Source organism: Pseudanabaena sp. PCC 6802 (genome assembly GCF_000332175.1).
GTDB lineage: Bacteria > Cyanobacteriota > Cyanobacteriia > Pseudanabaenales > Pseudanabaenaceae > PCC-6802.
In genome coordinates this window covers 3,791,958-3,816,388 of sequence record NZ_KB235914.1, presented here as the reverse complement: position 1 = coordinate 3,816,388, position 24,431 = coordinate 3,791,958, and the positions used below count along the sequence as shown (strand labels likewise).

The following is a 24,431-nucleotide window of genomic DNA, read 5'->3' as shown; positions in this document are numbered from 1 at the left end:
AGCGATCGCGATGATTATGGTACAGACACCTTCTAGAGTTTTAACATTGGAGGAGTTTCTGCGACAACCAGAAACGAAACCTGCCAGCGAGTACATTAATGGTCAAATTATTCAGAAACCAATGCCCCAAGGAGAACATAGCGCCATTCAAACTGATTTCGCATCGGCAATCAACGCAATTCTCCGACCTAAGCGAATTGCACGAGCTTTCTCAGAACTGCGGTGTACCTTTGGTGGACGGTCAACTGTACCCGATATCTCTGTATTTATTTGGGAACGCATCCCGCGTAAGGAAAATGGTGGCGTAGCTAATGCATTTCTCATCCCGCCGGACTGGACAATTGAGATTCTTTCACCCGACCAGAGTCACACGAGGGTGACCAAAAATATTTTGCATTGTTTGAAGCATGGCACTTTGATGGGGTGGCTCATCGATCCGGAGGAGAAAACTATATTTGTCTATCGTCCCGGACAGGAACCTGAGGTATTTGACGAGCCAGAAGCTCTTTTACCAGTGCCACCGTTTGCAAGCGAGCTAAAGCTTACGGTCAAGGATTTGTTTGATTGGTTGTTGGTGTGAATACTGCGGCGATCGCCTTTCCGTTCTCTAATTCCATTCTTTACTGCCCTCGTCCTGGTTGGCAATCTGCAAAACCTAATGCTTCAGTGTCGAGGAAACTAGCGATCGAGATCGCATACTACCTGCGATCTCGATCGCTGCGCGATAACAACCAAAGCTACCTATGATGGTAGGCAAGTGCCGTCTCTCCCCCTATACCATGCATAACTTACCCGACTTCTCTAAATCCGGTTTTGAGGTCATTAGACAACTCGGTCAAAACTCAGCGGGTGGTCGTGTTGTTTATCTCGCTAAAGATCTGTCGATCCCAAGCAATAATGCAGAGGGAATCGAACGTCTGGTGGCGATCAAGCAGTTTCAGTTTGTTAAAGGTGCTGACTGGTCTGGTTTTAAAGCGATCGAGCGAGAGATGCAAGTTCTACAAAACTTATCCCACCCTGGAATCCCTCGCTATTTGGGTTCCTTTGAGACTGATGATGGTTACTGCATCGTGCAGGAATATAAAGATGCCAAGCCTCTCTCAGAAGCGCGTAGCTACGATGGCGATCTTGTTAAGCAAATCGCGATCGCTGTTTTGGAAATCCTTGTATATCTTCAGGATCGTATCCCTCCAATTATACACCGCGATATCAAGCCCGAGAATATTCTGCTTGATGAGAACAGAAATGTCTATCTGATTGATTTTGGTTTTGCTCGCATCGGCACAGGCGAAATTGCGATGAGTAGCGTGGCAGCAGGCACCTTCGGCTTTATGGCTCCCGAACAACTACGCAACCGCGAACTGAATGAAGCCACCGATCTGTATGGACTTGGTGCAACTCTGATTTGCTTGCTGACGAATACTAAATCCACTGCGATCGATACCATCACCGATGACGATGGCAGAATTAATTTTCAACCTCTATTGCCCAACCTCAGTCAGCGCTTCATTACCTGGTTGGAGCGCATGGTAGCACCCAAGCGCTCCGATCGCTTTGCCAATGCCTCCGCCGCTCTGGCAGCACTCCAATCGGCAAGTATAGTTCGCCTTCCCGACGTGCAGGTCAGTCGAAAAAGCTTGGAGTTAACAGCGACTTTTGTGGGCGAACAGATGCGCTCTGCCATCTCAGTCAATGGTTCCAACTCTAGATTCACATCACAGGCAGATATCTCTCAAACTCTTCAACTAGAGGGCAAATGGGAAGTAGCTCCACATCCTAGCGATCCGCCGCATACCCCTGACAATCGTGCCTGGATCTCATTCGATCCCGCAACCTTCACTGGCAATGCCGAATGTTGGATATCTGTAGATACAACACCATTAATAGCGAGTGAAGTTTACGATCGCACGCTTGTTCTGCATACTAACCTGGAAACAGAAACCATCCACATTCCAATTACCGTTAAAACAGCCCCCGGAATTGCAAGACGACAACCTCCTTACCTCTGGCTACCAGTACTGCTAGCGATCGCCACTCTCACAGGAACTACAGTTAGTTATTCTCTGATGTTGGCAATTAGTTCTATTTACAGCTATAAGAACTTTTTCCTAGCAGTCATCTATTTTGTTGGCTCTTTCCTAATAACAAGTGCTGCCACTGTATCGAATGCCAGGTATGGTGCTGACGCTAAAGCATTAGGCTGGACGGTGTTTGGGGTGGTACTCATGAGCCTAGCTTTTGTTGTCGTAATTCTCATATCAGGTAACAGTAGACTCGAACCAGTAATTATATTTGGAGCACCTTTGCTCTATGCCATGTTCGGTGCGGCAGTTGGCAGAACCTTCAAGCGATCGCGCCAAAACGGTATTAATCGCGGCAAAAGTATCTTGTTAGTAGTAGTGACCGCAGGTTTAGGTCTCAGTATGGGGGTTCTCCCCTACATAATGCTAGTGGGATCGGGTCGGTTGCTCAAATTGTTGGTTATCGCAGCCCTAATTCTAGGTTTGGGTTTAAGTTTTGGCTTAACTGGCTTAACCAGATTGGTTCTTAACAGTGTGCGTCGCGATCGCATTGACCGCAGCAAACACAGTAAATCCCAACATTTCATTAAGCCATAAAGGTAGTGCGCTGAATCTGTGGTTACTGTTTCTGTGCAAGTCCTGCCCTCATTAATTTCATAATGTCAGCCCACAGATTTGGGACATTACCGAAAATTTAACCTCTTGGATCCCAACGGCTCGGAGTTAATCAAGTAAATAGATCGCAGATTTATGATTAATGTTTTAAACTAGCTCAAGCTCTCAATATAGGCGTAGTTAAGCATAGAATCATGAAAATCAGGTACTTTTGGGTGTCTCTACTTGCCGCTGTCATTACCTTTGGCAGTATCGTCGGCTGGCATACAGGCTGGACTGGTTGGCATAATTACGCAGTGGCAAATCCCCTCGATGATATTCCAGCCTCGACCCCTGCACCATCGAAGCCCGAGCCGTCTACCCCAACCCCATCTGAACCGGAACAACCTGCCCCGCCCAAGGCACCAGAGGTAAAACCATCAAGCCCGGGTCTGACCGCAGCGGGCTTAACGCTAAAAGAGTTGGGTGGTGGAGTCTACGGCTTAATTTCCAGTACAGATTTCCCCCCTAGCGATCCGGCAAAAATTGCTATTTGTAATGGTGGCATTGTAGTTGGCAGTAATAGCGTCCTGGTTATAGATCCGTTTCAAAACCCATCCCTGGCTACCTTAATGCTGGATACGGTCAAGAGCCTGACTGACAAGCCCGTGAAATACGTGCTTAATACCCACTACCATTTCGATCATACCGGTGGCAATTCGGTGGCCGCAGCGCAGGGCATTCCCATTATGGGGAGAGGCACGATCAGAGAATTTATGGCGGGTCGCAACCGCGATCTCGATCCAAATCTCAAATTGCCTGACATTATCGTCAATAGTGAAAGCGATATTTGGCTGGGCGATCGCCTTGTAAGATTACAAAGAGTAGAAGGGCACTCGGGCGGCACGGATCTGATTGCCTTTGTGCCAGATTCTAATGTCCTATTTGCAGGTGATATCGTTTTTAATAAACGCATTCCCTATGTGGGTGATGGGAATATCCGCGACTGGCAGGGCAGTTTGTACAGGCTAATTGCTACCTATCCCGATGCTACAGTCGTACCCGGGCACGGAGACGTAACGAATAAAGCAGGGATGCAGGAGTTGCAAGCTTATTTCAGCGATCTGGAAAGGCGCGCTCTGGAGTGGAAAGCACAAAACCTGACGAAAGAAGAGGTATTTGCTAAATATGCCAAGGTACCCGATGCCTATAAGGAATACAAGTTTCAGCTCCTTTATGCGCCTAATAATGCTGGAATGCGTAGCAACTTAGAGGTTGCCTACGACCAGTTTACGCGCAGTGCTACCATTCCTTTGATCCCTTAAAAGATTTGGGAAATGACATGAAACTACGTCGTTTTAGGTATCTATTTTTGATGTTTTTTGGTGTGGCGATCGCTGCTGTCATCGGTGCGATCGCCATGTTTATCAGTCCCCCCAACGCAGAAGCGTTCCAAGCTGCGATCGCGCCCAGCAACCCCCAACTGGGCGATACCATCTCCGTCACATTGCAGATGGAGCAGCCAGCAGATGCCGTCAGTAATGCGCCTGTGGTAGTGATGAACCGCCAACAATATCCCGCTTTTAGGATAGGGCAAAATCGCTGGCGTGCCTTTATTCCCACCACGCCCCTAGATCGACCGGGAAAGCAACGGATCGAGGTGGTAGGAGAGGGGCGATCGCAAAAGTTCGACCTGAAACTGCGCGATCGACGCTTCCCAATCCAGGATATTTGGATGGATGACAATACTGCTTCAATTGAAGGAACCGATCGCGAATTCGATCGCGTTGATGCCTTCAAGCGCCTAGTTACGCCGCAGAAGTTTTGGCAGGGAGCTTTGCTCAGACCGAACGAAGGGCCAGTTACGTCAGGCTTTGGCGTGCGCCGCAACTATAACGGCGTATTTGCGAAGGACTATTACCACCGTGGGGTTGACTATGCTGGTGAAGTTGGTTCTGCTGTAGTCGCGCCCGCAGCGGGGCAAGTGCGCCTAGTTGGGAGAGAAAGAGATGGGTTTCGCATTCACGGTAATGTGGTCGGTCTCGATCACGGGCAAGGTGTCGAGAGCATATTCCTGCACCTCAGTCGCATTGATGTGAGAGAAGGTGACTTCGTGCAAGCAGGTCAAACCGTAGGAGGAGTTGGCTCCACTGGCGCTACCACGGGGCCGCATCTGCACTGGGGATTTTACGTGAACGGTCTTGCTGTCAATCCGGTTCCCTGGCGCAGCCAAAGTATCGAATAGATTCTGCTATGCGTAGATTATGCGAATCCTAATTGAGGGCTGGCGATTTGTACCGCATTCCTATGCGGTAATCAATCAATTCCAGCTATTGGAAATGTTAAAACGGCGGAATCTAAAAATCTTTCATATTGACGTGCCGTTTCTCAAGCCCTGGCAACCGTCCGGCGGTCTATTTAATGCCACAGACGAGGAGTCGCTCCGTAATATTCCTCAGCCCTCAGGCTCGCAACCTATTGACGTGCGGTTGCGCATGTCCTATCCCCCTAATTTGAGAGATTCTTCCGCAGTTCGTACTTTTGTATTCAGCACAACCGAATGGGGGCATGTAATTACCAGCGATCTGATCTCAATGGGCATCTCATCTTTTGGGCAAGCCCATGCTGATTCCAGCGCGGTTATTCTTACCTCCTCGCAGTGGTCGCGAGAAGGCTTTCTCCGCAGCGGAGCCGATCGTGATCGCTTAGAAGTCGTGCCGCACGGTGTCGATCCACATATCTATAAGCCGCTCGATCCTGAGAGTCGGCAGCAATTACGTCAGGCATTAGGATGGCAGCGTGACTTTATATTTCTGAACGTGGGCAATCCCACCCGTAACAAAGGTTTGCCTTATCTATTTAAAGCCTTTGCCGCGATCGCCGAGCGCTACCCCACGGCTAGATTAATCTTGAAAGGAGTAAATTCGCTCTTTCCAGGTAAAGATTTCGCTGGAGATTTAAAGAGGGTAATTGGCGACGTGCTTACTACTGCCGAGATGGCACGAATTGAATCGCGATTTACCTACATTGGCGAGGCGATGTCATTTGCGCAAGTAGCTAAGCTATATCAAGCCGCTGATGTCTATGTCTCTCCCTATATTGCTGAAGGATTTAATTTACCAGTCTTAGAGGCGATCGCCTGCGGACTGCCCGTAATATGCACCGCAGGCGGTTCGACCGATGATTTCACTATGCCAGATTTTGCCAAACGCATTGACAGCACCCTCAAGGTTGACAAAACCTATGACGAAAAGCCCATCTATTTAGAACCTAATATCGACCATCTCATTACTTTAATGGCGGAAGTAATAGAAAGTCCATCGTTTATCGCTCTGAGTCGCGAGAAGGGTCCCGCATTTGTGGCGGAGGGGTTTACATGGGAGCGGGTTGTAGATCGATTGCTGGCAGTATTTCAAGCTGGAGAGCAAAGCGCTACCGCTTCAGATCGAGATCTATTAAATTCTATAGCGCTACTGGGAGGCTCCAGTCATCCATACATAGAACAGGCACAACAGTTACAACAGCAAAATAAACTTAACGAAGCGATCGCTTATTATCAAAAAGCGATCGCGATCGAGCCTAGTGCCATCAATGCCTATTGGCAGTTGGGAGATATCTTGCACCAGCAATCTAAGCCCACAGAGGCGTTGTTGTGTAAATATCACGCTCTGGCGATCGCACCGCAGCGATTCTCAGCGGACATACATTTAAATTTAGCTAATGCCCTCGTACAGCGCAATTGCCTCCAGGAAGCCACCAATATCTATCGCACTCTATTAAGTTTGCATCCAGAGCGATGGGAAGTTCGCTTTAATCTAGGTGTCATTTTCATGAAGCAGGGGAAATTCGATGCCGCGATCGCTAGCTATCGTATCTGTGCCGAACTTGCGCCAGACAACGCCTTAGCCCACTACAGTTTGGGCAATGCCTTAAAAAAACAAGGCGATCTTGATGCTGCAATCGCTAGCTACAGAGACGCGATCGCCCGCCAACCACATTATCCTGAAGCATTTTACAATCTCGCTAATACCTTAGTGGAATTAAAGCAAATCGATGCCGCCATTCCTGCCTATGCACGAGCGATCGCGCAGAGGTCTAACTTTATCGAAGCGCAATTCAATCTCGCCACAATCTTGATGGAAAAAGGAAACTTGCCTGAGGCTGCCAGTCTTTTTCAGCAAGTGTTACAAATCGAACCCGCCTACGTTGAGTGCTACATTAATCTTGCTACCATCTTCCAAAGGCAAAATCGGTTAGCTGAAGCGATCGCCCCATTGCAGCGTGCTTTGCAAGTGCGATCGGATTGCGCCGAAGCTCACTATCAGCTATTTAACATTCTCTCTCAGCAGGATCTAGCCGCAGCGAGAGAAGCAGCAGATTCCTTTGTACGCGCCTGCGGCGAACGGGAGCAGGTCATCCCTTTTGTGTGCGCGATCGCGATTTATCTCAAATCTGGCTTGCACCAGGAGGCAACGGCGCGATTCCTGGAATTAGAGCAGCGCGTCGATCGCAAACGCGATTATCTCAGCGCGATCGAACTGGAAGCTCTCTATGTCAAGCTTTTGTATTTCCTCCCGTTTATGCGCGACGATCGCGCTGCCGATGCCAATTTCAGCAAATTAATTAGTGCCAAATATATCGCTCTAGTAGCTCAGAGCGATTTAGTCGCAGCAGCACGATCCACTAGGGCATGCGATCCAGGGCTTCAAGCGCATGCCCGGAAAAGCAATGGTGTAATTAACCAGAATCTGAGAATTGGTTTCATCTCAATGCATCTCAAGCGGCATCCCATTGGCTGGTGTGCTTGCGATTTCATGCGCGAGTTAGGCCATTTAACTCCCCATATCTACATCTATACTACGCGCCAATTTTCCGAGGACGATCGCACTCAGAAATTCGCTCAAATTACTGACAAATTCTATCGCACCAAGCAGACAGAACCTGCCGCGATCGCCCGCGAAATTACCACCAGAATTATCGCTGACGATCTCGATGTCCTGATCGATCTCGATTCAATTATGAATCTCGTTCATACTGAAATCATGCACTATCGACCTGCCAAAGTCTGTCTCACTTGGCCGTCATTTGATGCGCCATTTATTTGCGATCGCAACTACGAAATCTGCGACTGGCATACCCATCCACCTGGGGTCGAGGTGGATTACCTGGAACAGTTGCTGCGGATGCCGGATTCCCACATGGCCGTGAGTGGGTTTGACTGTGTTTCTGTAGATCGAGACGCAGTACGCGCTCAATACGGCATTCAGCCCGCACAAGTAGTCTATTTGTTCTCTGCGCCAGGACATAAACTCAGTATGGAAAGCTTACAGGCTCAGATCGAGATTCTCCAGCGCGTACCTGAGTCCGTCCTCATCCATAAAGGCATTGGCGATGTGGAAATTATCAAATCCCTGTATCGGGGAGAATGCGAGTCTCAATCCGTGGACTTCAATCGCATTATGTTTCTGCCGCGTTCTGCTACCGAAGAAGAACATCGCACTACCTATGCGATCGCCGATGTATCCCTTGATTCATACCCCTACAATGGCGGTACTCATAACGTAGAGGCACTCTGGTGCCACCTGCCCTTGGTAACTCGGGTTGGCGATCGCTCTTTTGCCCGCATGGGACTATCCTTTTTAAACACGTTAGGGATTTCCGAGGGTATTGCCCGTACCTGGGAGGATTACGTGGCGTGGGGCGTGCGCTTTGGTTTAGATCCCGACCTGCTTCAATCCGTGCGGGCAAAACTACAACAGTCTAAGGAAAGCGATCGCCTGTCCCCTTTATGGAATCCCCAAAAGTATGCGGCGGATTTGTATACTGTTCTAACGGAATTGGTGCAATCCACCAACAATTAACCTGCAACCTGACTGGTAATGAAACCAAGCATATCCTACTCTAGCTCTGCCATAGAGACAGCTAAGCCTCAAACCAATCGCCTCGACGTACTGATAGCCATGCGAGCGATCGCCTGCTTCTTTGTTGTTGTCGCCCATTGCTCGCCGCCCAGAAGTGCGGTCGTTTATCAAGGCTATGACCTGAGCTGGTTATTTTTTGCGGCTGGCGGTGCGTATCTGCGCACTTTCTTCTGCCTATCGGGCTATTTGATGGGCAAGCTATTTTATACAGGGCGCTATCAACTCAGTTGGGATGGCATTCTCAAGTTTTGGCGCAATCGCGTATTGCGGGTATTTCCCCTCTATTTTTTTGCAGTGCTAATTTTGGTGGTGTTCGTTTATACCGATCTACTCAAGCAAGAGAATTGGGGCTATCTAGTCCGAATTTGCACTTTCACCTACAACCACGCTTTGCCTGTGGATTTCAACGGCCCCCTCTGGTCGCTATCCACCGAAGTTCAGTTCTATTTGCTAGTTCCATTTATCTATGGATTTGTGAAGGATCGCTACACCAAACCCAGGCAAATTTTCATGGCAGTTGGGGCAGTCATCCTGTTTGTCACTTTGTTGCGCCTGCTGTTTTGGGTGATGGATCTGCGATCGGGAGCGAGTGTAATTTCCTATTGGTATACACCATTGGTGAGCAATCTGGATATGTTTATGTGCGGATTTTTCCTAAATCCACTGATTCAGTATCAAAAGGAGCAAAAACAGCGCAAAATGCGATCGCATCTTCAGGAACACGTTCAAGATTCTGTGCAGGTTGACAGTAATGGTAGTAATGGCTCGCAGAAGTACAAACTCAGGCTCAGGCTACCGGACTGGTGGGGAAAATTTGCAGCAGTAAGCCTCGCGATCGCTTTCCATTTCTATTCGGCATATCACATATATCACAATGAGATGCGTAATATCCCCGGTGCCGAACCTGGGATTAGAACTGCTAACAGTTTCTTTATTTTGCCAATAATTACAGCATTAATAGCTGCCTTGTTGATTTATTGCTTTGAAGCGGGATCGGCCTATCAAGGGCATTTAGACAACGAAAAATTCTCCATTCACGCTTGCATTCGCAATCCGATTAGATTAATTGAAGTATTCGGTTACCTCTCCTATGGCATATATGTCTGGCACATGCCAATTATTCGTCGAATTACTCCCCTTGTCACTTCGCAAATTCCCCTGGAGTTATTCTTCATCAAGGTAGGAACTGTGATGTTTCTCTGCACCTTAGTGGCAACTGTAACTTTCTATTTAGTCGAGTTGCCAGCTACACGCTGGCGTTTTGTCGGTAGATCTTAGGATTGTTATGAATGCACTACTTTGGGGGATAGCCCATGAAGTTTCAAGGTCACATCCCTAATCGCAGTCCAGAATTCTATACAAAATTCTTGATGCCAATCGTACTGCTCAAGAAAGCTGTGGATTCTGTGAGAAGATATATCGATCGCGCGATTTGGACGGAGCTAGTCAAAGGGGAAAAAGTAGATAATGAGATTTTAAACCTGGTTCTTTTTATTGTATTCTGCCTGCTTTCTTTACTGACTTTTCGCCTGGAGAAATACCAAACTTCCGTAATTATCCTATTTAGCTGCCTCTGGTATGTGGATCGCCTGCTGGCTAAGCGACGATATTTTCATGGTAAAGAGAGAAGTGTTACCTCTTTGACCGCGAGTAAAGACGGTATGGTGGCGTGGACAATGCGATCGCCGCTTGAAGAACCCCGACAAATGCGATTTCATCGCCATCATCTCAGCCATATTGCGATTAGAGCGATTCGCGCTAATGGCGGGGCATTTGACTCGGCGATCGCGCGTGCATGGCAAGTAGAGCTTATTCTAACGGATGAAACCAACCTGCTGATGTATGAGGAACCACGGGCGATCGATGCCATCGATCGCGCGCGCGAGCTTGCCGATCTGTTTGAGGTACGGATTGTATTTCGAGACAGCGAGGGACAAAGGGCGTATGCCGATCCAGCGATCGCTCGAACATCAAGTTCTATGAGAATGGCAAGTCGAAACCCAACCCGTAATAACGCTGTGGGGTTAACTCAAACAGCACAGCGATGGCATATCTTTTCGCGCTGGACTTTTGGGCATTCATGGCAGTTTTTCGGTAAAGTCTTTCATGAATCGGGTTTTCTGCTCTTTACTTTGCTACTGACGCGCTTTATGTCGCGCTTTGGCGAAATGCTGGATACTTTAATTACCTACTACCGCGCCAGCGAAATTGTTTATCTGGATTTTAGTGGGATTTTTAACTTTTTCTTCCAGCCAAATTTGTCCTGGATCGATTGGATAGCTGTAGCGATCGCCACTACGATCGCGATCGGGCGCGGCGCTCAGATTAGCCAGGTCAAGCACGTCTACATCGATCGGCAGAAATTCAGGTTTGCAATTAACCGCAAAGAGATTCGTCAGTTTAATCTTCCCGAAATTGAAATGGTTCTGCTAATTACTCAGCCCGAGCCGTTAATTTTAATTTGCGATCGCGATCGGGCGTTAGAGATCCGGGATTTGCTGCGCGAGGAAGACTATCGAGCCATGTGGATCGATATCGAGCAGGGCATCGCCCATTTTCAGTCTGCATAATATATAGCGGTTTTCAGATCGGAAGGAGTAGGGGGTTTGGGGGCGTTGCCCCCAAGAAGGGGTGGAACCCCTTCACCCCAAAAATAAAACCCGTTCTCAATTGAAAAACGCTATATTTCAAGAGAGCAGTACTTTTGCTTTATTGCGAACTCTGTGAACTTTCTTACCCAAAGCCTTTTTTCGTCCAAGATAGGCGATCGCGTGAAGAAATATTGTTTGACTTGACCCATTCCTCTGATGGAGGTGGTTCCATGACTGGTGGTTCTACATCGATTGGATAATAACCCCCTCTAGTCATCCTTAGCTCTCCCTCGTACTCAACAAAGTCGCTCATATGACTTAACATGTCAGCTATGTTTTGGTGGTGGTTTAAACCTTCGCGCCAAGTGCTTTTTTCTACTGTGCCAACAATCAGATAGTCATTCCCGATCGCTTCTGGATCTCGTTGGCGAAAAATCTCTGTTAACAGGTGCTCGATTTCTGTTTTATGCCCGATGAGTAGATCGCAGTCTTTGCAATAGCGACATGTATAGTTGAGCGCAATAAGATTGGACGGTTTGACATGAATCAGTAACGGCAACTTTCGTTGTCCGCTTTTCTTTTCGCAGTGAGGACAGCGCCAAAGCCGTTCGTTGGGATAAGGATTGAGTAGAAAGTTATAGCGAGGTGGCAACCCACCTAATTGTACTTTCTTAGTTTTTGCCATAATCGGGTTCCTTTCACTCCAACCATTAACTAATTGAATCTCATCTGCTGTTTATGTTGCGCGATCGTCGATCTTCTCCAACCACTCCAACACCTGCGCGTTCACGATTTCAGGTCTTTCGTCGTGGGGACAGTGCCCGGTATTGGGAATGGCTTGGAATTCGATATCTTTTGTGGCACTAAATTCCTTATAGATATTAGCACCATTAATTGGTGTCCAGGGATCGGCGGCACCCCAGATTACGAGTAAGGGACATTGGAGGTTTGGTAGCAGATCGTCGGGCTTAGGCCCAGCCGGGGCGGTGACGACGGAAGCAAATACTTGATGGGCATTGGGGTGACAAGCAGGCTGATAGAGCATCTCGACTAATTCATCGGTAATACTGGCGCGATCGCAGTACACCTGATGCAGGGTGCGGCGGATGCGATGCTTTTTGCGAATTTGGTTAAATAGGAATTTCCCCGTAACTTTGGAGCTAATTAGCTTAGTAAAGGTAGCCATCACAAACCGCAGAAACGGGTCGAGTTCGTCGGGGCGATGGCTGAGTCCGCCAGCGGAGTTTAGCAGCACCGCACCCAAAGTTATCTCAGGGTAGTTAGTCGCTAGCATCAAACAAACCAGGGCACCGATGGAATTACCGATAAACACGGCTGGTTTCTGGACGTGCGCTTTCCAGAAATCTACAAGCAGAGACTGCCACAGTTCCATCGAGTAGTCGATCGCGGGCTTATCTGAGTTACCGAACCCCAATAAATCCAGTGCATATACTTTGTAGCCACCCGCTGCTAAAGCCGGTATATTTTTGCGCCAATGGCCGATAGAAGCACCAAACCCATGTACCAGCACTATGGGGGTGCCACTGCCAACTACGGTGTATTCAACTCTATGTCCTTGCCAAGCCCACTCCAGCCGTTCGGGTGAATTGGCTATGTTTAATTGCTGTGCCGTCACGGTGTTACTAAAGTTTGCTTACTAATTAGAGAACCTGCTCATATTTTGTCACAAATGTTCTAGCGCGGCGACGTTCTCACCTGGAGCGCTGGCGCAGATAGGTGAGGAATTTCTCGAAGTCGGCTGGTAATGGCGCGATCGCCACGATTTCCCGTTCTGTCACCGGATGCTGAAAAGTCAGCCGCCAGGCGTGCAATGCCTGCCGATCGATGTATTTCAATGGCTTACCGTAGACCGGATCGCCCGCGATCGCGTGCCCCATATACGCGGCATGGACGCGAATTTGATGCGTGCGCCCAGTTTCTAAGTCAAATTTAACTAGCGTGTAGTTACCCAAACGCTCCTGAACGCTCCAGTGCGTAACTGCCGCCCGTCCAGTTGCGATCGCCGCCATTTTCTTGCGATCGACCGGATGGCGACCAATGGGGGCATCTACCGTACCCGTACTTGTTTTAGGGGCACCGTTAACAATGCCCAGGTATTCTCGCCGCGCTGTTTTCGCCTGGATCTGCCACTGGAGGTGTTGATGGGCTAAATCGTGCTTGGCAACGACAAGAGCGCCGCTAGTATCGCGATCGAGGCGATGCACGATACCCGGTCGCTGCATCCCATTAATACCAGATAAATTGGTGCAGTGGGATAAAAGCGCATTCACAAGGGTACCGGACTCGTGCCCTGCGGAAGGATGAACCACAAGACCGACGGGCTTGTTAATTACCAGGAGATGTTCGTCTTCGTAGAGAATTTCTAACGCCATTGCTTCTGGTAGCAAGCTAATGGGCTGTACGTCGGGAATAGCTACCAGTAGGAAGTCTCCCAATTTAACCGTTACTTTTTTGTCGTCGCACACCTGATGGTTAACTCGTACCATGCCCTGTTCGATCAGTTTTTGAACTCGCGATCGCGATATCCCATCTAGATGCTCGGCTAGATAGCGATCGAGACGCTCCTGCTCGTTCTGTAATACCCTTAATTCGATATTTTGACCAGCCATGCTCTACCCCAAGCCTTTTGGCCGTTGCTATAACTACAAAAAACCTACATGACAAACATGCAGGTTATCTAAGGTACACAAACTTGAAATGTACGAGCAGTGAAGCTAACTGTTTGGTTTTTTAAAGCCCAACAACTCCATTACATCAGTGTTGAGAATATTCTTGGCTTTCTGAACTTTCTCCTCACCAACCACCTGCTCTACCTTGTTTTCTACAGCTTCAGCAACATCACCAGCTTTTTCCTTCAAATCGCCAAGAGCATCTCCAGCCTTATCCTTAGCATCTCCTGCCATTTCCATCACGTTGCCAAGGACATCTCCAGCCTTATCCTTAGCATCTCCTGCCATATCCTTCATGCCCTCAAGGACATCTCCAGCTTTATCCTTAGCACCTTCTGCGATATCCATCACATCGGTATTTAGAACATCAGTGACCTTCTTAACGTTTTCTTCACCGACAACATCTTCAACTTTATCGACCAGACCTTCGACAACATCACCAGCCTTCTCTTTGAGGTCGCCCAGCATATCGCCTGCCTTGCCCATTAGATCTTGGGCAATGTTTTTATTTTCTTCACTCATGATTGCGATCTTCCAATACTAACGGGGGAACAACTAGATCATAGTCTCCCAGCCATCTTGCTTCTAGTAATCTATAGATTTTCTTTATAATTTGTTAATATTCCGTGAACTGTAGTAGGATAGACTTATCTGTCTTCTTTGCCCGCATAATCTGCACGTTTATGTTTGGAAGGTTTGGACGATCGCATCGTTTAACTTGCCACTACGAAATCCTTCTAAGTCCAAAGTAATAGCAGTAAATCCAAATTCTCTGAATGCAGCTATTAGGTTAGTCAAGTTGATATTGTTGATAAATTTAGGAATCTGCTCGAATGGTATTTCAATGCGCGCAGTATCGCCTATAGAGCGCACTCGAACATCCCAGAGCCAGCCTGCATCGCGCAGAAGATTCCTTAAATATTGCTCCGCTCTCCCAACTCGTTGCAGTTTCTCTATTGTAATATTCTCTCCATAGGGAAACCTGGAGCTGAGGCAAGGTTGAGATGGTTTATCCCACCAGGGTAATCCCAGATAATGCGATAATTGACGTACTTCCAGTTTCGTAATGCCCGCCTCTGCAAGAGGCGATCGCACACCTCGTTCTTTGGCTGCCATAATTCCCGGTCGGTAGTCGTGAAGATCGTCAGCATTTAATCCGTCAACGACATATTCATAACCTAGCGATCGCGCCAGGGGTTTGAGCGTATCGTGCAGTTCGCTTTTACAAAAATAGCAGCGATTGATGGGATTGGAAGTGTAGTTGGGATTCTCCATTTCTGCAGTCGCGACGATTTGATGCTCGATCCCGATCGCCCGCGCCTGCATTTTGGCATCATCGAGATCGGCAGGAAGCAGAGAAGGGGAGTTAGCCGTAACCGCACAAGCCCTGTCCTGCAAGACATCAAATGCTACTTTTGCGACCAGAGTACTGTCAATGCCACCAGAGTATGCCACTAAAACCTTTTGCGCTTCCGCCAAAATTTGGCGTAGCTGTGTCAGTTTAGTCTCCAATTGGCGATCGAGACGATCGCTGGCGATCGGGGCATTTGACAGATTCTGGGTCATTTTTACTTGCTGTTGTGGATCGCGGTCAGTTGGCATGGAGTGCGAGATCGACAGGGAACAACTCGATCGATTCCATATTCAATATATCCACAGTTTACAGCTTCACGATCGAGCAATGGCTACGACGGACAGCCGCGATCGCGCTGTTTTTAAGCAAGCGTCAGTTTTACTCGTAACATTTGGTAATATTTAGTTTGACTGAAAAAATCCTGAGTTCTGTTTACTAACAGGGCAACTATGAGTTTTTTTCACGCGATCTACTTGAGGAGATAGTTCTACAATAGTGGCGGTATGTTACATTTTCTTCCTCCGCCAGCACAGATAACCCACCAGACTCCCCAGTCGGTGGCACAGCTCAGATTTCAGTCGCCTCAGAATGAGTCGAAGGATCTCGTATTAGCAGCAGTACCCCAAGCACTGCCACAAGTATTACCAGAAATTGTGGAAAGCGATCTGCGATCGCTAATGCAGTCGCTGTCGTCCGTAGAAATTACGCCCGACAGCATCCTGGCTCAAGTTGGCCCGGTCAAACCAGATAGCCAACCGCGACCTAAACCTGGCGATCGCGTACAAACGCCCCAAACACAAACGCCCAAACAACCGACTAAAGGCGAGCCGCTGAATGTTAAGGCGGATCGTCAGGAATATAACGTTAAAACCCAAATATTTACTGCTACGGGTAATGTAGTTGTTGTTTACAAAGGCTCAGAACTTAAAGCTGACAAAGTCGAGCTAAACCTGAAAACCCAGCAAGCGGTTGCCGATGGCAATGTCTTTTTTAAGCGCGGCGATCAGCGCGTGCGCGGTTCGCGCCTGGAGTATAACTATGCCAAAGTACAGGGGACTCTGGCGAATGCTTCTGGTTCGATTAATTTCGGCACGCTCGCCGATCCGCGTCCCAGCCAGCTTCCCTCAGACGTAGCACCCAGCTCTCAGACTTTTGCAATTGGCAGGGATACCCCCGATCCGAATCAGTCTCCCAATAACAAGGGCATACGTCGCATGGGTTTCAGAGCCGATCTGATCCGGCTGGATGGCGATCGCTGGTCGGCTGAAAAGTTAAGGGTAACTAACGACCCCTTTAGCCCACCAGAACTCGAACTAATTACCGATAGCGCTAAATTAGAACCGATTTCTCCCACCCAGGATCGCTTAGAAACAGAAGCACCAACGCTGGTATTCGACGGTGTATTTTCACTGCCAGTACCGATTAACAAGCTGACTTTGGATCGATTTCAGCGATCGTTTCCCCTATTAGTCGGCTACGATCGCACCGATCGAGGTGGATTTTTCTACCAGCAGGATTTTGACATCATTGCGCAACCGGATCTGAGCTTCCGCATATCACCGCAGATATTCGTGCAAAAGGGCTTGCAGGGTAATATTTTGGACTCGGGCCTATTCGGCGTGGTTGCCAAGCTGGAATCAATTCTGCCAGATAACCAATATCTAGCTGGTAGAGTTACTTTATCGAGCTTAAATCCCAACGATCTTCCCAATAGCTTGCGTGCCAGCATTGCCTACAATCGCCCTATATTTGGCGATCATCAGCTAGCTACGCAATTTGCCTACCGCGAACGCATATTTAATGGCTCGTTAGGGTTTCAAGACGTTCGCACTATTATTGGTTTCAACATATTTTCACCCAACCGCGTACTGGGCGACACGGGGATTAACTTTAGCTATCAAGCTGGTTTGCAATATATTAACGCCGAACGCGGCGACATTCAGCCCACAGGCGTGAGCGGTCTCGGGCGGCTGCAAACGGCGGTAGCTTTGAGCAAGGGATTTCCACTGTGGCGGGGTCAACCTTTACCAGCAGAGAAGGAAGCGGGTTTAAAGTATTCCCCAGAGCCAATTGTGCCCGGCGTAGATGCAGTAGTTGGCGTGACCGGAGCCTACTCAGCTTATACAGCAGGATCTTCCCAAGCTTATCTGGCAGGTACCGTCGGGGTGTCGGCGGTTTTAGGCAATTTCTCACGTCCCTTTCTGGACTACACCAAAATCAATCTCAGCTACACCCAAGGATTAGTGTCGGGTGAATCTCCCTTCTTCTTCGATCGCATTGCCGATCGCCAGACCATCACCGCTGGGATTCTGCAACAAATCTACGGTCCAATTCGCCTCGGCGTGCAGCAAACCTGGAACCCTTTGACGGGGAAGGTGATAGATTCTAGCTATAGCTTGGAATACAGTCGCCGCACCTATGCGGTTGTCATTCGCTACAATCCCACCCGCGAAATTGGCGAGATTTTACTGCGGATTAGCGACTTTAACTGGAATAACTCTAATTCTGATGTCACGCCCGTCCAGGGGGGGATAGAGCGGCGGGAGTAGCAGCGATCGCCCTGCAAGAACGCGCCGGAGAAAGTAAAGATAGAGACTCTCCTATGAATTCCTCTAATTCGCAATTGACCCCAGACCAGATCCGCAGTAGGGTTGAAGAATTGCGGTCGGCTGGGCGCTTGCATGAGGCGATCGCCCTTCAGGTGCAATTGGTTAACGATGGCATTAAACGGGGGGCGATCGCCCCGGATGACTATCAACTGCTCGGTACCATGCTATTTACGGCTAAGGATTGGAATACCGCCGTACAGGTGTTCAGTATCCTGAAGCGTCATCAACCGGATTTCCCAGGCGTAGATCTGAATTTGGGATTGAGTTTGCTGCGCGCCCATCGCTTAGAAGAAGCAAGAGCAGCGCTACAAGCAGCAGAATTAGACAGAGCTGAAGATCTCAATTTGTTGGATGGTTTGGCAGATTTATATGGCAAACTTGGCAATCTGGAACGGGCGCGTCATTATGGCGAGCGATCGCTCCTCCAAAAAGATCGACTCGCGCAAACCCCATTTGCAGCAATAGATTTCGCAAACATTCCTATCCCACCGTTTGAGATGTGCGGGCAGAAAGCTAATATTATTGCTTTCAGTCTATTTGGACGGGTAGAGATGTACCAACGCGGGGCGATCGCGAATGCTACCGCTGCGCCCCATCTCTACCCAGGTTGGCGCTGTCGCTTTTATGTGGATGATACAGTTCCCTCGGATACGTGCGCGGCTCTGACTCATGCAGGGGCGGAGGTGGTAATGATGGAGCGCCATCAACGATCTACGGATGGTTTGTTCTGGCGGTTTCTGGTAGCTGAAGATCCCAATGTGACAAGATTTCTAATTCGCGACTGCGATTCCGTCATCAATATTCGCGAGCGGTTGGCCGTGGGAGAATGGTTGGATTCCCATTGCCACTTCCACATTATGCGCGACTGCACCTCGCATACGGATTTAGTTTTGGCAGGCATGTGGGGCGGCGTAAGTGGGATTCTCCCTCCACTCGCCAGGTTACTGGAAGGCTTTAGTTACAAAACCTTAACAGAAAGTCGCGTAGCAGATCAGATTTTTCTAGGACGAATTGTCTGGCCGCTAATTAAGCCAAGTTGCTCGATCCACGATCGCTTGTATCGCGTATTTGGCTCTAGAGATTTTCCGGCTGGTGCCGAGCTACTGCCAGGGCATCACGTTGGCGAAAATGTTAGCAATAATTGACGCTAAAATTCAACGATGACAGGCGTATGGTCGCTTGGTTGAGTGAGGCGGCGCGGTTCTACATCGATCTCGCAGGCGATCGCCCGCTCGTACAGGTTCTCGGTGACAAAGTGGTAGTCGATCCGCCAACCGCGATTGCGCTGAAACGAACCGCCGCGATAGTCCCACCAGGAATAATGACCCGCCTCGGCGGTAAATTTGCGAAACACGTCCTTAAACCCTAAGTGCAGAACGGACTGGAGCGCCTCGCGCTCGGCATCGGTTGCCATCACCTGATTGGCGCGATCGCTGGCATCATGAATGTCAATATCCTCCAGCGCTACGTTAAAGTCACCGCAGATCAGGGTGGGGCGCGGATCGTTTGCGAGTAAAGCTTGCAGGTATTGCCTTAAAGCATCGAGCCAGCGCAGTTTGTACTCGTACTTGTCGCTACCAACTGCCGAACCGTTCGGCACGTAAAGATTGACAATGCGGATGTCGTTGGCGATCGCGGCAATTACCCGTTTCTGTTCGTCTAGATCGCCAACATCATCTAAAATGGCGGCAAACCCCATCTTGATGTCTGACATGGGTTGACGAGAAACTATGGCCACGCCATTGTAAGATTTCTGACCGTAGATGTAGGTATGCCAACCCAGATCGGTAAACGGCTGGTGCGGAAAGTCAGCGTCAACCACTTTGGTTTCCTGGAGGCAAAGTACGTCAACGGCAGGATGACTTTGCAGCCAATTAACCACATGCTCTAGACGAGTACGCACTGAATTAACATTCCAAGTTGCTATTTGCATGGTATTTCTGTGCAATTTAAGTATCAGGTCTATAGCTGTCGAACTTCAGACCTGGTTAATCCCTTGGCTTTGTTTGCAAACTTAATGTCAAATGTGTATAGCTCTAAACAGTTGTGGCTTTGAGCCAAATGGAACGCATCTGCAAAATCTAAACCATTCTGATGCCATTGTAGAACTTGTGCTATCAGACCTCCATTCGTAACCTGGACATTGGGTAACCCCAGTAGGTTTCTAAATGCTTCACAAATTTCATCGGGTCTAAAACGATAGGCAAACCGCAATACCCACTCAGCTTCAAGGATAACTGTCTCAGGAATAAATACATCTCGTTCCCGAAATAGCTCGAGGCTTTTATTGTATTGGTTTTCATCATCTTGAGTTAAGAGACGTACGACAACATTTGTATCAACAGCGATCATGGCACTGCTCCATTACTCCCTTGTATCAACACGATCGTGCCACTGCTCCATTACTCCCTGGCGAATCGCATCTTCTATCTCATCCAGACTCTTTGGCTGTCCTCGATATTTCAAGCACCCTGCAACCTGCGCTAATGTTTTCTCTGGAAAAGGTTTTTTGGGCTTTAGAAGAATACCGTCGCCAACATCAACAGCAGTAAATTCTTGACCAGCTTCCCAGTTATGAGCAGCACGTAAAGCTTTTGGGATAATAATCTGTCCTTTACTAGACAATCGGGTGACTTTCATTAGATCCTCAGTGTCAAAAAGTAAGAAATATGTAAGAATTTTAGCATTTGCATCTTAACAAAAAGGGGATGCAATTTCTATAGCGGTTTTCACTTGAGAACGGGTTTTATTTTTGGGGTGAAGGGGTGAAACCCCTTCTTGGGGGCAACGCCCCCAAACCCCCTACTCTTTCTGATCTGAAAACCGCTATATCGTATTGTTCAATTAGTAATAATGTAAGGAGAGCAGTTGTATGATTACCGGAAGTGTTAGCTTGAAATTTGCGATCGCATGGTAGAAGTAAAAGCTAAACCGTTCCTGAAGTGGGCAGGGTGCAAAACACAACTTTAAATTTATTACCTTGACAGTAAATAAGGCAGGTCATTGTTATGAAAACTCGCAGTCTTACAGCTATTGTCTATAAAGAAGAAGATATGTACATAGCTGAATGTCCAGAAGTCGGTACAGTAGATCAAGGAGAAACGATCGAGGAGGCGATCGAAGGTTTGCAAGAGGCTACGCGATTATACTTAGAGGAATTTCCTCTACCGGAAACATCGCCTAGATTTGTGACTAGCATTGAGGTTAGCTATGCCTAAAATGCCTCGAATCTCAAGTAGGGAGGCAATTAGAGTACTGGAACGATTAGGGTTTGAGCAAGTTCGTCAAACCGGTAGCCATATTGTCATGAAAAAGAAAACTGCTGAGGGTGAAATTGGTTGTGTTATTCCAGTACATCGAGAATTGAAAGTTGGTACGTTAAATGGCATTCTCAAACAGGCACAAATCCCAGTTGAGGAGTTTATTGAGAGCTTGTGAGGTCTAACAACAAATCTAAACATTGTTACACTGTCAATGGTATGGAAAGCATTAAAGCTAAACCGTTCCTGAAGTGGGCAGGGGGCAAAACACAACTTTTAAGACAATTTGAAGCATATTATCCTGAATCTTTAAAGCGAGGTAAGGTTAAGAAATATATCGAGCCGTTTATTGGTAGTGGTGCGGTTTTTCTGGAAATATGCCAAACCTATGCGATCGAATTGGCGTTTATTTCTGATATTAATCCCGATTTGGTTTTGGCTTACCAAACGCTCCAGGCGTGGCCAGATGAATTGATTGCTGCCCTCGAAACTTTGCAAGTCCAATATGACAAATCTAGCCAAATAGAGAGAGAATTGTTGTTTTCGGAAGTGCGAACTCAATTTAATGCCCAAAGAGAGAGAACTGATAGCCGTCAATTATCCAAGGTTGCGATAAATCGTACGGCGCAGCTTATATTTTTAAATAAAACCTGTTTTAACGGTCTCTTTAGATTGAACTCCAAAGGGGAGTTTAACGTGCCATACGGTCGGTATAAACAGCCGAAGATCCTGGATGCCGATAATATTCGCAGGATATCTCAATTGTTAAATAAAACAGAAATTAGGCTGGCAGAATTTGAGTCGTGTTACGCGATCGCGGACGAGCATTCTTTTATATATTTCGATCCGCCCTATCGTCCCATTAGTAAAACAGCCAATTTTACAGGCTATGCTAGTACGGGATTTACAGATCGCGAGCAGGAAAAGTTAGCCCATCTATTCCGACGGCTGGATCGGGAGAAGGGAGCAAAACTGATGCTCAGCAACTCCGACCCTAAAAATGAAAATGCGGACGATGATTACTTTGAACGCCTGTACGCAGGCTATTCTATACATAGGGTTTTAGCTAGTCGTGCGATCAATTCTGTAGGTACAAAACGCGGTCGAATTTATGAATTACTAATCGTTAATTATTAAATTTGTCAAATTTGAGTTATTCAAGTCTATATATCTCCTGCCTCACATAACACTCCCTAAACGCTATTCATGCTGACAGCTAGTCCTGACCTCACCAATCTAGCGCGATCGCAGATCGTCCTACTCACCCAAGCCCTGGGTGCAGTTTCAGGTGTCATGTATATCACTGAGGAAATGGGCAATCGTACGCCCAATCTGATTGAGGTCGTCGCCTATCCAGATGATGCCGCCGAGCAGCTAAATGCCAATCCCCAGTTACTACTGCCATCCGCCTTGGGACAGTCCGAAGGTAGCGCCCTCGTCAAACCAGGGCGCATAGTTCTACCCCTGATTTACCAGGACGCGATTATGGGCTTTTTGATGGCGGGGCGGGAAGATCGCGAATGGAGCGAGCAAGAACACTTACAGATTCAACAGATTGCTAATACCCTGGCGATCGCCTGTGCCCTCGATCGCCGCTGCCAGTGGTTAGAGACGCAGCAACGCCAGGTCTACGAACAACATGCCAACTTTCTCTCAAGCCTGTTACATCAACTCCGCAACCCGCTTACTGCCATGCGCACTTTCGCACAACTGCTAATGCGTCGCATTTTGCCTGAAGATCCCAATCGAAAATTTGTGCAGAGTCTGCTGAGCGAAGCCAAACACATGCAAGAACTACTGGCCGAAGTAGATGGTTTCCGCCCCGCAGCCATTTTGGAGGCGAATCCCGATCGCTTGCTTTTACCATCTGCCAGCTTTAAACTGAGTGCGGTTGACTTAAAGGAAATTCTCGATCCTTTAATTAATTCTGGGACGGCGATCGCCCAAGAGCGCAATCTAGAATTTGAGGTAAATATTCCCGACGAGCTACCCTTAATTTTAGGCAATGCCGCCGCCCTCAGAGAGGTTCTGGGCAATTTGTTAGATAATGCCATGAAATATACATTAGCTCGCGGACGCGTAACTTTGAAGGTAGAAGTAGATCGGGACTGCGCTACCGCGATCTTTCAGGATACGGGCTTGGGAATTCCCACTGAGGATTTACCCCATCTATTCGATCGGAATTTTCGCGGCAGGCAAGCAATGGGAGAAATTCCTGGCACGGGTCTGGGGCTGGCGATCGCCCTCGACCTCGTCCAAAAAATGCAAGGAGAGATTCTGGTCAGCTCGCAGGAACGGCAGGGCAGTACTTTTTCGGTTCGACTCAAACGATGGAAGAGATAAGATATGACAAGCGCTATTACTGACAAACCAGTGCCTCTGCTGGGATTATCCCAGGAGGAACTCACAACCTGGGTAGAACAAACTGGTCAGCCGCGCTATCGCGGCAAACAGTTACATGATTGGCTCTATCAAAAAGGAGCGCATAGCCTGGAGGAGATGACCGTCTTCCCAAAAGCATGGCGACAGGAGATGTCAGGTACGGAGATCGGGCGATCGCAGATTTACCACAAAACCGAAGCCAGCGATGGCACGATGAAGTTTTTGCTACGTCTAGCTGACGGTGCGATCGTGGAAACTGTAGGTATTCCCACCAGCAAGCGTCTCACCGTTTGCGTCTCCACCCAAGTTGGTTGCCCGATGGCATGTGATTTCTGCGCTACAGGTAAAGGCGGTTTCGAGCGCAACCTCGCTAAGCACGAGATTATCGATCAAGTCCTCACAGTTCAGGAACAGATGAATCGACGGGTAAGCCATCTGGTCTTTATGGGCATGGGCGAACCATTACTGAATTTAGAGAATGTGGTAGGAGCCGTGCGCGTCCTCAATCAGGATATCGGCATCGGCCAGCGCAATATTACCATTTCAACTGTGGGAGTTCCCAATCGAATTAAGCAACTGGCTCAGTATCATCTCCAGGTTACCCTAGCAGTAAGCCTGCACGCTCCCGATCGAGAACTACGAGAATCTTTAATCCCCTCTGCTCGTAAGTACCCCATTACAGCCATCCTGGATGACTGCCGAGAATATATTAATATCACGGGGCGACGGGTCAGCTTTGAATATACTCTGTTAGCTGGCGTGAATGCCTCACCCCAGCAGGCTAAACAACTAGCGCAGATCTTGCGGGGCTTTCAAAGCCATGTTAATCTGATCCCCTACAATCCCATTAGCGATGCGGATTACAAGCGCCCTACACCTCAAATGGTGGAGCTATTTGCCCAAACCCTCAAGGAGCAGAATATTGCCGTGAGCGTGCGTCGCACGCGAGGCATCGAAGCAGACGCTGCCTGCGGTCAGTTGCGCGGTACCCATAACACAACCAAATAAA

At 48.2% G+C, this 24,431-nt stretch carries 24 protein-coding genes; 16 read left to right on the top strand and 8 right to left on the bottom strand.

Features of this window, described 5'->3' with window-relative positions; translation table 11 throughout:
* The first annotated feature begins 16 nt into the window (after nt 1-16).
* From PSE6802_RS0123550 to PSE6802_RS0123515, 8 genes are all read left to right on the top strand, one after another.
* Nucleotides 17-580: a Uma2 family endonuclease gene (locus PSE6802_RS0123550; RefSeq protein WP_026103505.1), complete on the top strand. Its 564-nt coding sequence runs from the start codon at nt 17-19 to the stop codon at nt 578-580.
* On the top strand, nt 577-747 hold the full coding sequence (locus tag PSE6802_RS33865; protein WP_019502492.1) for a hypothetical protein: 171 nt from the start codon (nt 577-579) through the stop codon (nt 745-747). Before PSE6802_RS0123550 ends, PSE6802_RS33865 begins: the two co-directional genes overlap by 4 nt.
* Nucleotides 744-2,618, top strand: a complete 1,875-nt coding sequence (locus PSE6802_RS32250; RefSeq protein WP_083901738.1) for a serine/threonine-protein kinase — start codon at nt 744-746, stop codon at nt 2,616-2,618. Before PSE6802_RS33865 ends, PSE6802_RS32250 begins: the two co-directional genes overlap by 4 nt.
* A gap of 212 nt (nt 2,619-2,830) precedes the next feature.
* Nucleotides 2,831-3,940, top strand: a complete 1,110-nt coding sequence (locus tag PSE6802_RS0123535; RefSeq protein ID WP_019502490.1) for an MBL fold metallo-hydrolase — start codon at nt 2,831-2,833, stop codon at nt 3,938-3,940.
* A gap of 17 nt (nt 3,941-3,957) precedes the next feature.
* The gene (locus tag PSE6802_RS0123530) at nt 3,958-4,860 is read left to right on the top strand and encodes a M23 family metallopeptidase (protein WP_071592319.1); all 903 of its coding nucleotides are present in this window, start codon (nt 3,958-3,960) and stop codon (nt 4,858-4,860) included.
* Nucleotides 4,861-4,879: 19 nt separating this feature from the next.
* Nucleotides 4,880-8,476: a tetratricopeptide repeat protein gene (locus tag PSE6802_RS31460; protein WP_019502488.1), complete on the top strand. Its 3,597-nt coding sequence runs from the start codon at nt 4,880-4,882 to the stop codon at nt 8,474-8,476.
* A gap of 18 nt (nt 8,477-8,494) precedes the next feature.
* The gene (locus PSE6802_RS0123520) at nt 8,495-9,814 is read left to right on the top strand and encodes an acyltransferase family protein (RefSeq protein WP_019502487.1); all 1,320 of its coding nucleotides are present in this window, start codon (nt 8,495-8,497) and stop codon (nt 9,812-9,814) included.
* 35 nt (nt 9,815-9,849) lie between these two features.
* Nucleotides 9,850-11,106 (top strand): hypothetical protein, encoded by a 1,257-nt coding sequence (locus tag PSE6802_RS0123515; protein WP_019502486.1) that lies wholly within the window; start codon nt 9,850-9,852, stop codon nt 11,104-11,106.
* A 163-nt stretch (nt 11,107-11,269) separates the two neighbouring features.
* On the opposite strand, the gene PSE6802_RS0123510 is transcribed toward PSE6802_RS0123515, so the two are convergent.
* The 5 genes from PSE6802_RS0123510 to larE all read right to left on the bottom strand — a co-directional run bounded on the left by PSE6802_RS0123510 (nt 11,270) and on the right by larE (nt 15,383).
* Nucleotides 11,270-11,812, bottom strand: coding sequence for a hypothetical protein (locus tag PSE6802_RS0123510; RefSeq protein ID WP_019502485.1), 543 nt, complete (start codon nt 11,810-11,812; stop codon nt 11,270-11,272).
* 51 nt (nt 11,813-11,863) lie between these two features.
* Nucleotides 11,864-12,763: an alpha/beta fold hydrolase gene (locus tag PSE6802_RS0123505; RefSeq protein ID WP_019502484.1), complete on the bottom strand. Its 900-nt coding sequence runs from the start codon at nt 12,761-12,763 to the stop codon at nt 11,864-11,866.
* A 76-nt stretch (nt 12,764-12,839) separates the two neighbouring features.
* Nucleotides 12,840-13,757 (bottom strand): RluA family pseudouridine synthase, encoded by a 918-nt coding sequence (locus PSE6802_RS0123500; protein ID WP_019502483.1) that lies wholly within the window; start codon nt 13,755-13,757, stop codon nt 12,840-12,842.
* Between the two features lie 105 nt (nt 13,758-13,862).
* Nucleotides 13,863-14,339, bottom strand: coding sequence for a hypothetical protein (locus PSE6802_RS30155; protein ID WP_019502482.1), 477 nt, complete (start codon nt 14,337-14,339; stop codon nt 13,863-13,865).
* Nucleotides 14,340-14,498: 159 nt separating this feature from the next.
* Nucleotides 14,499-15,383 (bottom strand): ATP-dependent sacrificial sulfur transferase LarE, encoded by an 885-nt coding sequence (gene larE / locus PSE6802_RS0123490; protein WP_051050655.1) that lies wholly within the window; start codon nt 15,381-15,383, stop codon nt 14,499-14,501.
* 34 nt (nt 15,384-15,417) lie between these two features.
* Here larE and PSE6802_RS33860 point away from each other — a divergent pair, with 34 nt between their 5' ends.
* From PSE6802_RS33860 to PSE6802_RS30150, 3 genes are all read left to right on the top strand, one after another.
* Entirely contained in the window at nt 15,418-15,576 is a 159-nt protein-coding gene (locus tag PSE6802_RS33860; protein ID WP_019502480.1) for a hypothetical protein, read from the top strand.
* A 98-nt stretch (nt 15,577-15,674) separates the two neighbouring features.
* Complete coding sequence (locus tag PSE6802_RS0123480; RefSeq protein ID WP_019502479.1) at nt 15,675-17,720, top strand: DUF3769 domain-containing protein; 2,046 nt, start codon at nt 15,675-15,677, stop codon at nt 17,718-17,720.
* Between the two features lie 53 nt (nt 17,721-17,773).
* Nucleotides 17,774-18,925, top strand: coding sequence for a tetratricopeptide repeat protein (locus PSE6802_RS30150; protein ID WP_019502478.1), 1,152 nt, complete (start codon nt 17,774-17,776; stop codon nt 18,923-18,925).
* A gap of 2 nt (nt 18,926-18,927) precedes the next feature.
* On the opposite strand, the gene xth is transcribed toward PSE6802_RS30150, so the two are convergent.
* From xth to PSE6802_RS0123460, 3 genes are read right to left on the bottom strand one after another with little or no spacing between them, the layout of a single operon-like run.
* Complete coding sequence (xth, locus tag PSE6802_RS0123470; RefSeq protein ID WP_019502477.1) at nt 18,928-19,713, bottom strand: exodeoxyribonuclease III; 786 nt, start codon at nt 19,711-19,713, stop codon at nt 18,928-18,930.
* Between the two features lie 29 nt (nt 19,714-19,742).
* A complete protein-coding gene (locus PSE6802_RS0123465) occupies nt 19,743-20,132 on the bottom strand; it encodes a type II toxin-antitoxin system VapC family toxin (protein WP_019502476.1) in 390 nt (129 codons plus the stop codon).
* Between the two features lie 12 nt (nt 20,133-20,144).
* Nucleotides 20,145-20,420, bottom strand: coding sequence for an AbrB/MazE/SpoVT family DNA-binding domain-containing protein (locus tag PSE6802_RS0123460; protein ID WP_019502475.1), 276 nt, complete (start codon nt 20,418-20,420; stop codon nt 20,145-20,147).
* 368 nt (nt 20,421-20,788) lie between these two features.
* On the opposite strand from PSE6802_RS0123460, the gene PSE6802_RS0123455 reads away from it, so the two are divergent.
* The 5 genes from PSE6802_RS0123455 to rlmN all read left to right on the top strand — a co-directional run bounded on the left by PSE6802_RS0123455 (nt 20,789) and on the right by rlmN (nt 24,430).
* Complete coding sequence (locus PSE6802_RS0123455; RefSeq protein WP_019502474.1) at nt 20,789-20,998, top strand: type II toxin-antitoxin system HicB family antitoxin; 210 nt, start codon at nt 20,789-20,791, stop codon at nt 20,996-20,998.
* A complete protein-coding gene (locus tag PSE6802_RS0123450; RefSeq protein WP_019502473.1) occupies nt 20,991-21,218 on the top strand; it encodes a type II toxin-antitoxin system HicA family toxin in 228 nt (75 codons plus the stop codon). Before PSE6802_RS0123455 ends, PSE6802_RS0123450 begins: the two co-directional genes overlap by 8 nt.
* Nucleotides 21,219-21,259: 41 nt before the next feature.
* Nucleotides 21,260-22,177, top strand: a complete 918-nt coding sequence (locus PSE6802_RS0123445) for a DNA adenine methylase (protein WP_019502472.1) — start codon at nt 21,260-21,262, stop codon at nt 22,175-22,177.
* A gap of 69 nt (nt 22,178-22,246) precedes the next feature.
* Nucleotides 22,247-23,383, top strand: a complete 1,137-nt coding sequence (locus tag PSE6802_RS0123440) for a sensor histidine kinase (RefSeq protein WP_019502471.1) — start codon at nt 22,247-22,249, stop codon at nt 23,381-23,383.
* A 3-nt stretch (nt 23,384-23,386) separates the two neighbouring features.
* Nucleotides 23,387-24,430: a dual-specificity RNA methyltransferase RlmN gene (rlmN, locus tag PSE6802_RS0123435; protein ID WP_019502470.1), complete on the top strand. Its 1,044-nt coding sequence runs from the start codon at nt 23,387-23,389 to the stop codon at nt 24,428-24,430.
* The last annotated feature ends 1 nt before the right edge of the window (nt 24,431 follow it).

What these genes read in the sequence shown, in the direction of transcription:
- PSE6802_RS0123550 (WP_026103505.1), top strand. Translation starts at nt 17, where the DNA reads ATGGTACAGACACCTTCTAGAGTTTTAACATTGGAGGAGTTTCTGCGA.
- PSE6802_RS32250 (WP_083901738.1), top strand. Translation starts at nt 744, where the DNA reads ATGATGGTAGGCAAGTGCCGTCTCTCCCCCTATACCATGCATAACTTA.
- PSE6802_RS0123535 (WP_019502490.1), top strand. Translation starts at nt 2,831, where the DNA reads ATGAAAATCAGGTACTTTTGGGTGTCTCTACTTGCCGCTGTCATTACC.
- PSE6802_RS0123530 (WP_071592319.1), top strand. Translation starts at nt 3,958, where the DNA reads ATGAAACTACGTCGTTTTAGGTATCTATTTTTGATGTTTTTTGGTGTG.
- PSE6802_RS31460 (WP_019502488.1), top strand. Translation starts at nt 4,880, where the DNA reads ATGCGAATCCTAATTGAGGGCTGGCGATTTGTACCGCATTCCTATGCG.
- PSE6802_RS0123520 (WP_019502487.1), top strand. Translation starts at nt 8,495, where the DNA reads ATGAAACCAAGCATATCCTACTCTAGCTCTGCCATAGAGACAGCTAAG.
- PSE6802_RS0123515 (WP_019502486.1), top strand. Translation starts at nt 9,850, where the DNA reads ATGAAGTTTCAAGGTCACATCCCTAATCGCAGTCCAGAATTCTATACA.
- PSE6802_RS0123510 (WP_019502485.1), bottom strand. Translation starts at nt 11,812, where the DNA reads ATGGCAAAAACTAAGAAAGTACAATTAGGTGGGTTGCCACCTCGCTAT.
- PSE6802_RS0123500 (WP_019502483.1), bottom strand. Translation starts at nt 13,757, where the DNA reads ATGGCTGGTCAAAATATCGAATTAAGGGTATTACAGAACGAGCAGGAG.
- PSE6802_RS30155 (WP_019502482.1), bottom strand. Translation starts at nt 14,339, where the DNA reads ATGAGTGAAGAAAATAAAAACATTGCCCAAGATCTAATGGGCAAGGCA.
- larE (WP_051050655.1), bottom strand. Translation starts at nt 15,383, where the DNA reads ATGACCCAGAATCTGTCAAATGCCCCGATCGCCAGCGATCGTCTCGAT.
- PSE6802_RS33860 (WP_019502480.1), top strand. Translation starts at nt 15,418, where the DNA reads ATGGAGTGCGAGATCGACAGGGAACAACTCGATCGATTCCATATTCAA.
- PSE6802_RS0123480 (WP_019502479.1), top strand. Translation starts at nt 15,675, where the DNA reads ATGTTACATTTTCTTCCTCCGCCAGCACAGATAACCCACCAGACTCCC.
- PSE6802_RS30150 (WP_019502478.1), top strand. Translation starts at nt 17,774, where the DNA reads ATGAATTCCTCTAATTCGCAATTGACCCCAGACCAGATCCGCAGTAGG.
- xth (WP_019502477.1), bottom strand. Translation starts at nt 19,713, where the DNA reads ATGCAAATAGCAACTTGGAATGTTAATTCAGTGCGTACTCGTCTAGAG.
- PSE6802_RS0123465 (WP_019502476.1), bottom strand. Translation starts at nt 20,132, where the DNA reads ATGATCGCTGTTGATACAAATGTTGTCGTACGTCTCTTAACTCAAGAT.
- PSE6802_RS0123460 (WP_019502475.1), bottom strand. Translation starts at nt 20,420, where the DNA reads ATGAAAGTCACCCGATTGTCTAGTAAAGGACAGATTATTATCCCAAAA.
- PSE6802_RS0123455 (WP_019502474.1), top strand. Translation starts at nt 20,789, where the DNA reads ATGAAAACTCGCAGTCTTACAGCTATTGTCTATAAAGAAGAAGATATG.
- PSE6802_RS0123450 (WP_019502473.1), top strand. Translation starts at nt 20,991, where the DNA reads ATGCCTAAAATGCCTCGAATCTCAAGTAGGGAGGCAATTAGAGTACTG.
- PSE6802_RS0123445 (WP_019502472.1), top strand. Translation starts at nt 21,260, where the DNA reads ATGGAAAGCATTAAAGCTAAACCGTTCCTGAAGTGGGCAGGGGGCAAA.
- PSE6802_RS0123440 (WP_019502471.1), top strand. Translation starts at nt 22,247, where the DNA reads ATGCTGACAGCTAGTCCTGACCTCACCAATCTAGCGCGATCGCAGATC.
- rlmN (WP_019502470.1), top strand. Translation starts at nt 23,387, where the DNA reads ATGACAAGCGCTATTACTGACAAACCAGTGCCTCTGCTGGGATTATCC.